14 protein-coding genes are annotated in these 13,185 nt (G+C 57.9%); 11 read left to right on the top strand and 3 right to left on the bottom strand.

Going from position 1 to position 13,185, the window contains the following annotated elements; genetic code table 11:
• The first annotated feature begins 74 nt into the window (after positions 1–74).
• Positions 75–719: an MBL fold metallo-hydrolase gene (locus tag JFT81_RS18635; protein WP_201228445.1), complete on the top strand. Its 645-nt coding sequence runs from the start codon at positions 75–77 to the stop codon at positions 717–719.
• A gap of 109 nt (positions 720–828) precedes the next feature.
• Positions 829–1,566, top strand: a complete 738-nt coding sequence (locus tag JFT81_RS18630) for an OmpA family protein (protein ID WP_201228444.1) — start codon at positions 829–831, stop codon at positions 1,564–1,566.
• 224 nt (positions 1,567–1,790) lie between these two features.
• Here JFT81_RS18630 and JFT81_RS18625 read toward each other — a convergent pair whose 3' ends face one another.
• Positions 1,791–2,225 (bottom strand): DUF1043 family protein, encoded by a 435-nt coding sequence (locus JFT81_RS18625; protein ID WP_008086953.1) that lies wholly within the window; start codon positions 2,223–2,225, stop codon positions 1,791–1,793.
• A gap of 144 nt (positions 2,226–2,369) precedes the next feature.
• Between JFT81_RS18625 and JFT81_RS18620 the strand changes: the two genes are divergently transcribed.
• From JFT81_RS18620 to zapE, 3 genes are all read left to right on the top strand, one after another.
• On the top strand, positions 2,370–2,999 hold the full coding sequence (locus JFT81_RS18620; protein ID WP_201230582.1) for an alpha/beta fold hydrolase: 630 nt from the start codon (positions 2,370–2,372) through the stop codon (positions 2,997–2,999).
• Between the two features lie 24 nt (positions 3,000–3,023).
• On the top strand, positions 3,024–4,379 hold the full coding sequence (locus tag JFT81_RS18615; protein WP_201228443.1) for a tryptophan--tRNA ligase: 1,356 nt from the start codon (positions 3,024–3,026) through the stop codon (positions 4,377–4,379).
• A 90-nt stretch (positions 4,380–4,469) separates the two neighbouring features.
• Positions 4,470–5,564, top strand: a complete 1,095-nt coding sequence (gene zapE / locus JFT81_RS18610; RefSeq protein ID WP_034156483.1) for a cell division protein ZapE — start codon at positions 4,470–4,472, stop codon at positions 5,562–5,564.
• A 181-nt stretch (positions 5,565–5,745) separates the two neighbouring features.
• Here the strand turns inward: zapE and JFT81_RS18605 are convergent, their stop codons facing one another.
• Positions 5,746–6,642 carry a GlxA family transcriptional regulator gene (locus JFT81_RS18605; protein WP_177323306.1) on the bottom strand — a complete coding sequence of 299 codons (897 nt, stop codon included), beginning with the start codon at positions 6,640–6,642 and terminating at the stop codon, positions 5,746–5,748.
• Positions 6,643–6,892: 250 nt separating this feature from the next.
• Here JFT81_RS18605 and JFT81_RS18600 point away from each other — a divergent pair, with 250 nt between their 5' ends.
• Entirely contained in the window at positions 6,893–8,029 is a 1,137-nt protein-coding gene (locus tag JFT81_RS18600) for an acyl-CoA dehydrogenase family protein (RefSeq protein WP_201146582.1), read from the top strand.
• 104 nt (positions 8,030–8,133) lie between these two features.
• On the opposite strand, the gene JFT81_RS18595 is transcribed toward JFT81_RS18600, so the two are convergent.
• Positions 8,134–9,174, bottom strand: a complete 1,041-nt coding sequence (locus tag JFT81_RS18595) for an NADP(H)-dependent aldo-keto reductase (protein WP_008080271.1) — start codon at positions 9,172–9,174, stop codon at positions 8,134–8,136.
• A 245-nt stretch (positions 9,175–9,419) separates the two neighbouring features.
• Between JFT81_RS18595 and rplM the strand changes: the two genes are divergently transcribed.
• From rplM to JFT81_RS18570, 5 genes are all read left to right on the top strand, one after another.
• Entirely contained in the window at positions 9,420–9,848 is a 429-nt protein-coding gene (gene rplM, locus JFT81_RS18590; RefSeq protein ID WP_007917032.1) for a 50S ribosomal protein L13, read from the top strand.
• 14 nt (positions 9,849–9,862) lie between these two features.
• Positions 9,863–10,255, top strand: coding sequence for a 30S ribosomal protein S9 (rpsI, locus tag JFT81_RS18585; protein WP_003205364.1), 393 nt, complete (start codon positions 9,863–9,865; stop codon positions 10,253–10,255).
• Between the two features lie 269 nt (positions 10,256–10,524).
• Positions 10,525–11,118, top strand: a complete 594-nt coding sequence (gene petA / locus JFT81_RS18580) for a ubiquinol-cytochrome c reductase iron-sulfur subunit (RefSeq protein WP_003228055.1) — start codon at positions 10,525–10,527, stop codon at positions 11,116–11,118.
• Positions 11,118–12,329, top strand: coding sequence for a cytochrome bc complex cytochrome b subunit (locus tag JFT81_RS18575; protein ID WP_201146584.1), 1,212 nt, complete (start codon positions 11,118–11,120; stop codon positions 12,327–12,329). Before petA ends, JFT81_RS18575 begins: the two co-directional genes overlap by 1 nt.
• Positions 12,329–13,108, top strand: coding sequence for a cytochrome c1 (locus tag JFT81_RS18570; protein ID WP_201146585.1), 780 nt, complete (start codon positions 12,329–12,331; stop codon positions 13,106–13,108). The genes JFT81_RS18575 and JFT81_RS18570 overlap by 1 nt, the downstream gene beginning before the upstream one ends.
• The last annotated feature ends 77 nt before the right edge of the window (positions 13,109–13,185 follow it).

Raw genomic sequence — 13,185 nt, 5'->3', positions numbered from 1 at the left:
CACCGGCGTTACCGCTGACGTTGCCCGAGGTAGAATCCTGAGCAAACGCCATTAGCCGTCTGTCGAGGATTTTCATGTCTGCTCCAACCCCGTCGCTGATCCGCGAAACCTTCCCCGTCGGTCCGCTTCAGTGCAACTGCACGATCATCGGCGACCCTGTTACGAAGAAAGCCATCGTCGTCGACCCGGGCGGCAACCCCGACCTGATCATGGCGCGCCTCGATGCTCATGGTCTGAAAGTCGTCAGCATCATCCATACCCACGCGCACCTCGATCACTTCCTGGCTTCCGGGCAGATGAAGGAGAAAACCGGCGCGACCCTGCATCTGCACAAGGAAGATCAGTTCCTGTGGGACAACCTGGAGATGCAGTGCCAGATGTTCGGCGTGCCCTACATTCCGGTGCCATCGCCGGATCGCTGGTTGAGCGATGATGAAGAACTGGCTTGCGGCTGCGGCGTGGCGCTGCATACGCCGGGGCATACGCCAGGTTCCATGAGCTTTTGGTTTTCCGAGGCTAAGCTGTTGATAGCCGGCGATACGTTGTTTCGTCGCGGCGTAGGGCGCACGGATTTGTGGGGCGGCGATCAGGCGACCATCGTGCGTTCGATCAAACAGCGGCTGTACACACTGGACGAAGACGCAACGGTCGTCACCGGGCACGGCCCGGATACGCGTCTGGGTGATGAAATGCGCGAAAACCCGTTTGTGCGGGCCTAAATATTTTGTCACGAGTCGTCGGCGGAATTTTTCTGCATTGTCATGATCCAACGCCCGCACAGGTCCATTGCCAAATGGCCACCATAGAATGCAAAAGTAGGAGCTTTCCATGTTCACCACGCGTCGTTTGATTATTGTCGCTACTGCCGTGGCCATGCTGTCCGGCTGCGCCTCGCCTAACCCGTATGACAATCAGGGTCAGGCCGACGGTGGCTCTCAAGGCATGAGCAAAACCGCCAAGTACGGTGGCCTTGGCGCTCTGGCCGGTGCTTTGGCCGGTGCTGCCATCGACCATAACAATCGCGGCAAGGGTGCCTTGATCGGCGCCGCTGTGGTGGGTGCTTCGGCGGCCGGTTACGGTTACTACGCTGACAAGCAGGAAGCCAAACTACGTGCCAGCATGGCCAACACTGGCGTGGAAGTTCAGCGTCAGGGCGATCAGATCAAGCTGATCATGCCGGGCAACATCACGTTTGCGACTGACTCGGCGAACATTGCATCGAGCTTCTATCAGCCGCTGAACAACCTGGCCAACTCGCTGAAAGAGTTCAACCAGAACCAGATCGAGATCGTCGGTTACACCGACAGCACCGGCAGCCGTCAGCACAACATGGACCTGTCGCAGCGTCGTGCGCAGAGTGTCGCGACCTACCTGACGTCGCAGGGTGTCAGTGGTGCCAACCTGACAGCCCGTGGCGCCGGCCCGGATAATCCGATTGCCAGCAACGGTGACGTCAATGGCCGGGCGCAGAACCGTCGGGTTGAGGTCAACCTGAAGGCGATCCCGGGTCAGCAATATGGTGGTCAGCAGCAACAGCAGCCGGGCACGGTTCAGCAATATCCGTAAGCGAATGCCCGCATGAGGAAATGCCCGGTCCTGTGACCGGGCATTTTTGTGTGTGGACTGTGCTGGCCCCTTCGCGAGCAGGCTCGCTCCCACCTTTGAAATGCAGTTCCCTGTGGGAGCGAGCCTGCTCGCGAAGGGCGCGCAACAGAAACCGAAGACAGCAGATACAAAAAGCCCCCGGACACATCACTGTCCGGGGGCTTTTTGTTTGGCGCTAAGGCTGGTTACTTCTTCAGACCATAATGCTCATCGAGCATGCCCGGCGCGTTCGGGGTTTTCGGTGCGTAGTCACGTGGCGGCTCCTGATCGCGCGGAGGCGTCAGGCGTTCGCGTGGGGTCTGTACGGCGTCAGCATGCAGGGCAGCGATCAGGCGTTGACGGGTCTGCTCGTCCAGGGCCAGACGGTTGGCACCCTCGGCGAGATGATCCTGCACTTCCTGGTAGCTCTGGGTCAGCTTCTTGACCAGCGTTGCGGTGCTGTTGAAGTGAGTGACCACTTCGTTCTGGTAGCTGTCGAAACGCTCCTGGATATCATCCAGTTGACGCTGCGTGCGGCTCGGTGCGGCGCTGGGCACAACGCGCGCGATCAGGAATCCAATGGCGACACCCACAACCAGGGCAAGAGTCGGTAACAACCAAACTAAGAGCGAGTGTTCCACGAGTCCTTCCTCTATAAACGGCTTTGCTTTACGTTAACGGCTCGAACCTGCGCTGTATACCGCGATTCACTCGCAATAGATTGGCACAGACAATTTGCTAGACGAGTCGACCCGATTCGAGGTCACGGAGTTCCTTCCTTGCTGATGCGTGAAACCCCAGTTGTTATTGACGGCCCGGTGGGTCAATTGGAAAGCTTGTACCTGGACAACGAGCAGCCACGCGGCATCGCGCTGATCTGCCATCCGAACCCGGTGCAGGGCGGCACCATGCTCAACAAGGTCGTCTCGACCCTGCAGCGCACCGCGCGCGATGCGGGGTTGATCACCTTGCGTTTCAACTATCGCGGCGTTGGCGCCAGCGAGGGTTCGCACGACATGGGCACCGGTGAAGTCGACGATGCCCAGGCTGCCGCCCAGTGGCTGCGGGAAAAACACCCGGAGCTGCCGCTGACGCTGTTCGGTTTCTCCTTCGGCGGATTTGTTGCGGCAAGTCTCGGCGGCCGTCTCGAAGCGCAGGGTGTGCAGCTCAAGCATCTGTTCATGGTCGCCCCGGCGGTGATGCGTCTTGGCGAGCAGGACCAACTGCCGCAACACGGTGAACTCACGGTGATCCAGCCGGAAACCGACGAAGTCATCGATCCGCAGCTGGTCTACGACTGGTCGGAAAAACTCCAGCGCCCCCATGAGCTGCTGAAAGTGGCAGAATGCGGACACTTTTTTCATGGCAAGCTGACCGATCTCAAGGATCTGATCCTGCCGCGTCTCTCGAATTGATTGCAGTCTGACAAGCGATTACCCATGACGAACCGTACCCGTATCCTCACCGGCATCACCACCACCGGCACCCCGCACTTGGGCAACTACGCCGGCGCCATCCGCCCGGCGATCCTCGCCAGTCGCGACAGCAATGCCGATTCGTTCTACTTCCTGGCCGACTACCACGCCCTGATCAAATGCGATGACCCGCTGCGCATTCAGCGCTCGCGTCTGGAAATCGCCGCGACCTGGCTGGCCGGTGGCCTCGATGTCGACCGCGTGACCTTTTACCGCCAGTCCGACATCCCGGAAATCCCTGAGCTGACCTGGCTGCTGACCTGCGTCGCCGCCAAGGGCCTGCTCAATCGTGCCCACGCCTATAAGGCCTCGGTAGACAAGAACGTTGAAACCGGTGAAGACCCGGATGCCGGCATCACCATGGGCTTGTACAGCTATCCGGTGCTGATGGCGGCGGACATTCTGATGTTCAACGCGCACAAGGTGCCGGTCGGTCGTGACCAGATCCAGCACGTGGAAATGGCCCGCGACATTGGCCAGCGCTTCAACCACCTGTTCGGTCAGGGCAAAGAATTCTTCACCATGCCCGAAGCGCTGATCGAAGAGAGCGTGGCGACGCTGCCAGGCCTCGACGGTCGCAAGATGTCGAAGAGCTACGACAACACCATTCCGTTGTTCTCCAGCGCCAAAGAGATGAAGGACGCGATCTCGCGGATCGTCACTGACTCCAAAGCGCCGGGCGAAGCCAAGGATCCGGATAACTCGCACCTGTTCACGCTGTTCCAGGCCTTCGCCACGCCGGCGCAGGCTGACGAGTTCCGCAGCGAATTGCTCAGCGGTCTGGGTTGGGGTGAGGCGAAGAACCGTCTCTTCCAATTGCTCGACAACGATCTCGGCGAAGCACGCGACAAGTATCACCAGTTGATCGAGCGCCCGGCGGATCTGGAAGACATCCTGCAGATCGGCGCGAAGAAGGCCCGTGCCGTGGCGACGCCGTTCCTCAACGAACTGCGCGAAGCCGTTGGCCTGCGCTCCTTCGTCAATCAGGTTCAGGTCGCTGCGACCACCAAGAAGAAAGCCGCGAAAGCCGCACGTTTCGTCAGCTTCCGTGAAGACGATGGCAGCTTCCGTTTCCGTCTGCTGGCGGCCGATGGCGAGCAACTGCTGCTGTCGCGCAACTTCGCCGACGGCAAAACCGCAGGCCAGGTGACCAAGCAACTGCAATCCGGCCAGCCGCTGGACGTGCGCAGCGCAGACCTGAGCTTCAACGTCTGGCTGGAAGGCGAGTGCGTTGGCGACAGCCCGGCGTTCGCCGACGCTGCTGCGCGGGACGCGGCCGTTGCGGCGCTGCGCGTTGCGCTGACCCCGGTTCAGGACTAATCGGCGGCACGGTCCGACCAAGGGCCGATTGCCATTCCCACGGGCCGTCGCTACAGTGACGGCCCGTTTTTGTTGCCTTGCTAACGAATTATGACGCCCCTAGAACGATACCAAGCTGATCTGAAACGCCCGGACTTCTTCCATGACGCCGCGCAGGAAACTGCTGTGCGTCATCTGCAGCGTCTGTACGAGGATCTGATCGCCGCCGATCAGAACAAACCGGGTCTGCTGAGCAAGCTGTTCGGCAAAAAAGATCAGACGCCGGTCAAGGGCCTGTATTTCTGGGGCGGCGTAGGTCGCGGCAAGACTTACCTGGTCGACACCTTCTTCGAAGCGCTGCCGTTCAAGGAAAAGACCCGCACCCACTTCCACCGCTTCATGAAGCGCGTGCACGAAGAGATGAAAACCCTCGGCGGCGAGAAAAATCCGCTGACCATCATCGCCAAGCGTTTTGCGACTGAATCGCGGGTGATCTGCTTCGATGAGTTCTTCGTTTCCGACATCACCGACGCGATGATTCTCGGCACCTTGATGGAAGAGCTGTTCAAGAACGGCGTGACTCTGGTCGCGACGTCGAACATCGTCCCGGACGGTCTGTACAAGGACGGCCTGCAACGCGCGCGCTTCCTGCCAGCCATCGCGCTGATCAAGCAGAACACCGAGATCGTCAACGTCGACAGCGGCGTCGACTACCGTCTGCGTCACCTCGAACAAGCGGAGCTGTTCCACTATCCGCTCGACGAAGCCGCTCACGAGAGCTTGCGCAAGAGCTTCAAGGCGTTGACGCCAGAATGCACAGCAGCCGTCGAGAACGACGTGTTGATGATCGAGAACCGCGAAATCCGTGCCCTGCGCACTTGCGATGACGTGGCCTGGTTCGACTTCCGCGAACTGTGCGATGGCCCACGCAGCCAGAACGACTACATCGAACTGGGCAAGATCTTCCACGCCGTGCTGCTAAGCGGTGTCGAGCAGATGAGCGTCACCACCGACGATATCGCCCGACGCTTCATCAATATGGTCGACGAATTCTACGACCGTAACGTCAAACTGATCATTTCTGCCGAAGTCGAGCTGAAAGATCTGTACACCGGCGGCCGCCTGAACTTCGAGTTCCAGCGCACGCTGAGCCGACTGCTGGAAATGCAATCGCACGAATTCCTGTCGCGGGCGCACAAGCCTTAAATAGCGTTCGGCAAATAAAAAGGGCCTGCAATTGCAGGCCCTTTTTTATGCGCTGAAGATCTTCCCTGTGGGAGCGAGCCTGCTCGCGAAAGCGGTGTGTCAGCCAACAATCTTAGTGAATGTAAAACCGAATTCGCGAGCAGGCTCGCTCCCACATTGGAATTTCGCTGTTGCGCCTAGGTTATGCTGCCTGCTGAAACTGCTGCCGATACTGGTTCGGCGACAGCTCCGTGTGCTGGCGAAATAGCCGCGCAAAGAAGCTCGCATCGTCGTAACCAACCTCATAACTGATGGTCTTGATGCTCTTGCGACTGCCCGAGAGCAAGCCCTTGGCGGTCTCGATACGCAGGCGTTGCAGGTAATGCAGCGGCTTGTCGCCGGTGGCGGTCTGGAAGCGGCGCATGAAGTTGCGGATGCTCATGCCGTGTTCGCGGGCGACGTCTTCGAAGCGGAACTTGTCGGCAAAATGCTCTTCGAGCCAATGCTGGATCTGCAGGATGATCACATCCTGATGCAGCTTCTGCCCGCCGAAACCGATACGCCCCGGCGAATAGTTGCGCTGTACTTCGTAAAGAATGTCGCGGGCCACTGCTTGCGCCACGTTCGCGCCGCAGAAGCGCTCGATCAGGTAGATGTAAAGATCGCAGGCCGACGTGGTGCCGCCGGCGCAATAAAGATTGTCAGCGTCGGTCAGGTGCTTGTCCTGATTGAGGTGCACCCTGGGGAAGCGTTCGGCAAAGGCGTTAAAGAAGCGCCAGTACGTGGTCGCTTCCTTGCCATTGAGCAGCCCGGCCTCGGCCAGCCAGAACACCCCGGTGGCTTCACCGCAGAGCACGGCGCCGCGAGCGTGCTGCTCGCGTAGCCAAGGAAGGATTTGCGGGTAACGGCTGCACAACGTATCGAAATCATCCCAGAACGCTGGAAGGATGATGATATCGGTGTTTTCCAGACCGCCGTCCACCGGGATGACCACGTCACTGAAGCTTTTCACCGGTTTACCGTCGGGGCTGACCAGGCGGGTTTCAAACGCCGGAGTCAGGCCGTGGCCCAGTTGCTTACCGTAACGCAGGCTCGCCACATGAAAAAAATCCTTGGCTTGCATGAGGGTGAAAGCGAAAACCTGGTCGATCGCCAGGATGCTGACGCGCCGCAAGGGCGTGGAGACTTGCTTGGACATAATTCAACTTTTGTTTTGTTTTTATAAGGGAAAGTGGTCACCAGACGGCTGGATCGTCTTATTTTTTGTCGGATGTGTCCAGTGTCCTGTGTCGGAGGGTAGGCATAGTCTCTGAAGGTCATCTCCCTCCAACAAGAAAGAAAGGTGCCGCATGATTCCCAGAACCCTGTTCAGCCCCGAGCACGAATTGTTCCGCGACAGCGTACGAACATTCCTTGAAAAGGAGGCCGTGCCGTTCCACGGGCAATGGGAGAAACAGGGCTACATCGACCGTAAACTGTGGAACAAGGCCGGGGAGGCGGGGATGCTCTGCTCGCATCTGCCAGAGGAATATGGCGGCCTGGGCGCAGATTTTCTTTACAGCGCGGTGGTGATCGAAGAGGTCGGTCGGCTGGGGCTGACCGGCATCGGTTTCTCGTTGCATTCAGACATCGTTGCGCCGTACATCCTGCATTACGGCAGTGAGGCGCTGAAGCACAAATACCTGCCGAAACTGGTCTCGGGGGAGATGGTCACGGCCATTGCGATGACCGAGCCGGGCGCGGGTTCTGACCTGCAAGGCGTGAAGACCACCGCCGTTCTGGACGGTGACGAGTATGTGATCAACGGTTCAAAAACCTTCATCACCAATGGCTTTCTGGCTGATCTGGTGATTGTCGTCGCCAAGACCGATCCGAAGGCGGGCGCCAAGGGCACCAGCCTGTTTCTGGTCGAGGCGAATACGCCGGGCTTCGACAAAGGCAAGCGTCTTGAGAAAGTCGGCATGAAGGCGCAGGACACCTCGGAATTGTTCTTCCAGGATGTTCGTGTGCCGAAGGAGAATCTGCTGGGGCAGGCCGGTGCCGGGTTTGCGTACCTGATGCAGGAGCTGCCGCAGGAGCGTCTGACCGTGGCGATTGGCGGCTTGGCCTCAGCCGAGGCGGCATTGCAATGGACGCTTGATTACACCCGTGACCGCAAGGCGTTCGGCAAGGCGATTGCCGACTTCCAGAACACCCGTTTCAAACTGGCGGAGATGGCCACCGAGATTCAGATTGGTCGCGTGTTCGTCGATAAGTGCCTGGAGTTGCACCTGCAAGGCAAGCTCGACGTGCCGACGGCGGCGATGGCGAAATACTGGGGCACCGACCTGCAATGCAAGGTACTCGACGAGTGTGTGCAGTTGCATGGCGGTTACGGCTTCATGTGGGAATACCCGGTGGCGCGGGCATGGGCGGATGCACGTGTGCAACGGATCTATGCCGGCACCAATGAAATCATGAAGGAGATCATCGCGCGCTCGCTCTGAGTTTTTCAGTGATTTGACTGCCCCTTTCGCGAGCAGGCTCGCTCCCACAAGGATCACGCTGTACCTGTGGGAGCGAGCCTGCTCGCGAAGCTTTCAGCGGTCAATCAAGGTGCCGGGTTAGGGTGATCCTTGTGAATCGCCTCAATCCCTTCGAGCACTTCATCGGAAAGCTTCAGATCAAAACTGGCAATGTTGCTATCCAGTTGCTCAAGCGTTGTCGCGCCAATGATGTTGCTGGTGACGAACGGTTGCTGGGTCACAAACGCCAACGCCATCTGCGCCGGATCCAGGCCGTGCTCACGGGCCAGCGCCACATAGCGACTGCACGCAGCTTCAGATTGCGCGTTGAAGTAGCGGCTGAAGCGGCTGTAGAGGCTCAGACGACCCTTTGGCGGACGCGCGCCACCTTCGTATTTGCCCGAGAGGAAACCGAACGCCAGCGGCGAATAGGCGAGCAGGCCGCACTGTTCGCGAATGGCGATTTCCGCCAGGCCCACTTCAAAGCTGCGGTTGAGCAGGTTGTACGGGTTCTGGATCGACACCGCGCGCGGCCAGCCACGGGCTTCGGCCAATGCCAGAAAGCGCATTGTGCCCCACGGCGTTTCGTTGGACAGGCCGATGTGACGGATCTTGCCGGCTTTCACCTGCTCATCGAGCGCTTCGAGGGTGTCTTCGAGCGGCGTCAGATTGGCTTCGATCTTGTGCTTATAGCCCAGTTGTCCGAAAAAATTGGTGCTGCGTTCCGGCCAGTGCAATTGATACAGGTCGATGTAGTCGGTCTGCAGTCGCTCGAGGCTGGCATCCACTGCAGCGGTGATGTGCTGGCGGTTGTGGCGCAGGTTTTTGTCGCGGATGTAGTCGATGGTGTTGCCCGGACCGGCGATTTTGCTGGCGAGGATCCAGTCGGCACGATCGCCGCGACTTTTGAAGTAATTGCCGATGTAGCGCTCGGTGGTGGCGTAGGTTTCGGCTTTCGGCGGCACCGGATACATTTCGGCGGTGTCGATGAAATTGATCCCGGCCTCTTTGGCCCTTTCGATCTGGGCGAAGGCTTCAGCTTCAGTGTTTTGCTCGCCCCAGGTCATGGTGCCGAGGCAGATTGCACTCACGTTCAGGTCGGTACGGCCTAGCTGGCGATAGTCCATCGGGTGCTCCTTGGGCAAAACAATCATAAAAGCAGGTTGAAATATTTTTCGCAATCTGCATAATTGCCGACCTCTTTCTGCAGTGGAAGTGATGCGCCGCCGCCGAAGAATCTTGCCGTTGAACGGACGCGCCGACCCGAGCCCCCGAAAGCGTCTGTATCCGGCTGCCTTTGACTTGTCAAAGTACGCACTATTCAGTAAGATCCGCCGTCTAATTTACAGGGCGGCCCCTGAGGCTATAAAGAATGAAAACTTTTACTGCTAAACCGGAAACAGTAAAGCGCGACTGGTTTGTCGTCGACGCTGCTGGTCAGACCCTGGGTCGTCTGGCCACCGAAATCGCGAGCCGTCTGCGTGGCAAGCACAAGCCTGAGTACACTCCTCACGTTGACACCGGCGACTACATCGTCGTAATCAACGCTGAGCAGATTCGTGTTACCGGTGCTAAAACCACTGACAAAATGTACTACTCCCACTCCGGTTTCCCGGGCGGCATCAAGTCGATCAACTTTGAAAAGCTGATCGCTAAAGCCCCTGAGCGCGTGATCGAGACCGCGGTTAAAGGCATGCTGCCTAAAAACCCACTGGGTCGCGACATGTACCGTAAGCTGAAAGTCTATGCGGGCGCTGCACACCCACATACTGCTCAGCAGCCCCAAGAACTGAAGTTTTAACGGAATAGTACATTATGTCGGCGACTCAAAATTACGGCACTGGCCGTCGCAAGACCGCAACCGCACGCGTTTTCCTGCGTCCGGGTACTGGTAACATCTCCATCAACAACCGTTCGCTGGATAACTTCTTCGGCCGCGAAACTGCCCGCATGGTAGTTCGTCAGCCGCTGGAGCTGACCGAGACTGTCGAGAAGTTCGATATCTACGTCACCGTGATCGGCGGTGGTGTAAGTGGTCAAGCTGGCGCAATCCGCCACGGCATCACTCGCGCTCTGATGGACTACGACGAAACCCTGCGTGGCGCTCTGCGCAAAGCTGGCTTCGTTACTCGCGACGCCCGTGAAGTTGAACGTAAGAAAGTTGGTCTGCGTAAAGCGCGTAAGCGTCCGCAGTACTCGAAGCGTTAATTCCGCTTCCACGTTCAAAAAGAACGCCCGATTCCTCACGGAAGCGGGCGTTTTTTTATGCCTGCGATTTATAAAAGAATTGCGCTGTGACAACTTGCCACATTCGTAGACCCCCTATACTGCAAGGCTTGAGGGTATGAGCTCCGGGTAATTCCCTTGTCAGAATTGGGGCTTTTCATTACCATCTCGGCAAAATTTTTATAAGTAACATTGATTTATTTAGTAGATGCCTGATTTAACAGGCCACAAAGCTGATGGGAGAGGACTGAATGAGCAATGACGGCGTGAATGCAGGCCGGCGTCGCTTCTTGGTAGCAGCCACATCCGTGGTGGGTGCTGCAGGAGCGGTGGGGGCTGCGGTCCCGTTCGTGGGGTCATGGTTTCCCAGTGCCAAGGCGAAAGCCGCTGGTGCACCGGTGAAAGTGAATGTCAGCAAGATCGAGCCAGGACAGCAGATGATTGCTGAGTGGCGCGGCCAGCCGGTGTTCATTGTCCGCCGTACTGCGGAAATCCTGGGGAATCTTAAGAAGATCGAGGGCCAGCTCTCCGATCCGACTTCCAAAAACTCCACGCAACCCACCTATGTCGACCCTGAAGTGCGATCGATCAAGCCGGAAATTCTGCTGCTGATCGGGATCTGCACACACTTGGGTTGCTCTCCGACCTTCCGTCCCGAAGTGGCACCTGCAGATCTTGGTAAAGACTGGGTAGGTGGCTATTTCTGCCCTTGCCACGGTTCCCACTACGATCTGGCTGGCCGCGTCTACAAGTCGCAACCCGCGCCTTTGAACCTGCCAGTTCCCCCGCATTCCTATGAGACCGATGACCTGATTGTCATTGGCGTCGATACGGAGAAAGCGTGATGAGCAAGTTCATGGATTGGGTTGATGCACGCTTCCCTGCGACCAAAATGTGGGAAGACCATCTCAGCAAGTATTACGCTCCAAAAAACTTCAACTTCTTCTACTTCTTCGGCTCGCTGGCGCTGCTGGTGCTGGTCAACCAGATCGTCACCGGTGTCTGGCTGACGATGAGCTATACGCCGTCGGCAGAAGAAGCGTTCGCTTCCGTCGAATACATCATGCGCGACGTCGAGTACGGCTCGATCCTGCGTCTGCTGCACTCGACCGGCGCCTCGGCATTCTTCATCGTGGTCTATCTGCACATGTTCCGTGGCTTGCTCTACGGTTCGTACCAGAAACCGCGTGAGCTGGTCTGGGTCTTCGGCATGCTGATTTACCTGGCGCTGATGGCTGAAGCCTTCATGGGTTACCTGCTGCCGTGGGGTCAGATGTCCTACTGGGGTGCCCAGGTGATCATCTCGCTGTTCGGTGCGATTCCGGTTATCGGTAACGACCTGACTCAGTGGATTCGTGGTGACTACCTGATCTCCGGGATCACCCTCAACCGCTTCTTCGCTCTGCACGTTGTCGCTCTGCCGATCGTCATTCTTGGTCTGGTGGTGCTGCACATTCTGGCGCTGCACGAAGTCGGTTCGAACAACCCTGACGGCGTCGACATCAAGAAGCACAAAGACGAAAACGGCATCCCGCTGGACGGCATCGCCTTCCACCCGTACTACACCGTGAAAGACATTGTCGGTGTTGTGGTGTTCCTGTTCATCTTCTGCTTTATCGTGTTCTTCTTCCCGGAAATGGGCGGCTACTTCCTCGAAAAGCCCAACTTCGAGCAAGCGAACCCATTCAAGACGCCAGAGCATATTGCGCCGGTTTGGTATTTCACGCCGTTCTACGCGATCTTGCGTGCGATCCCCGACAAACTCATGGGCGTGATCGCCATGGGCGCCTCGATTGCCTTGCTGTTTGTCCTGCCGTGGCTTGACCGCAGTCCGGTCAAATCGATGCGCTACAAAGGCTGGATGAGCAAAATCTGGCTGGTGGTGTTCTGCATTTCGTTCGTGATCCTCGGCATCCTGGGCGTTCTGGCGCCGACGCCGGAGCGCACGCTGGTCTCGCAGATCTGCACCTTCCTGTACTTCGCCTACTTCATTCTGATGCCGTTCTACACCAGGCTCGAGAAGACCAAAAAGGTTCCGGAAAGGGTGACTGGCTGATGAAAAAGTTATTTTTTGCTCTGATTTTTGCTGCTTTGCCTGTCCTGTCTTTCGCCGCCGAACACGGTCCGGAGCTGGAAAAAGTCGACATCGACCTCGCTGATAAAGCGGCCCTGCAGGATGGCGCGCGTACCTTTGCCAACTATTGCATGGGTTGCCACAGCGCCAAGTTCCAGCGTTACGAACGGGTTGCCGATGACTTGGGCATTCCTCACGAACTGATGCTGGATAAGCTGGTGTTCACCGGGGCCAAGATCGGCGATCACATGAACATCGGCATGCAGCCTGCCGACGCCAAGACCTGGTTCGGCGCGGCACCACCGGACCTGACCCTGGTGGCGCGTGTGCGTGGCACTGACTGGCTCTACGGTTACCTGCGCTCGTTCTACGAAGATCCGGCACGCCCTTGGGGTGTCAACAACAAGGTCTTCCCGAACGTCGGTATGCCTAACGTACTCGTCGGCCTGCAAGGTCGTCAGGTGGTGGGCTGCAAACAGGTACAGATCGTCGAAGACGGCAAAAAGCAATATGATCCGTTGACCGGTACGCCGCTGACTCATGAAGCGTGCGATCAACTGACCATCGTGCCGAAGTCCGGTGCTCTGAACGAAGAGCAGTTCGATGAGAAGGTCAAGAATCTGGTAACCTTCCTGGCTTACTCGGCTAACCCGGTTAAGCTGCAACATCAGCGCATCGGTACTTACGTTTTGCTGTACTTGGCGTTCTTCTTTGTGTTCGCCTACTTGCTCAAGCGTGAATACTGGAAAGACGTGCACTGATACGCTTCAAGCATTGCTGTTAATCGCGCGCGCCCAAGGGCGCCTCCGAAAACGCAAGGTCTGGCTAGCCAGGCATT

The organism is Pseudomonas sp. TH43 (genome assembly GCF_016650635.1).
Lineage (GTDB): Bacteria > Pseudomonadota > Gammaproteobacteria > Pseudomonadales > Pseudomonadaceae > Aquipseudomonas.
This window is presented reverse-complemented; position numbering and strand designations above follow the sequence as displayed.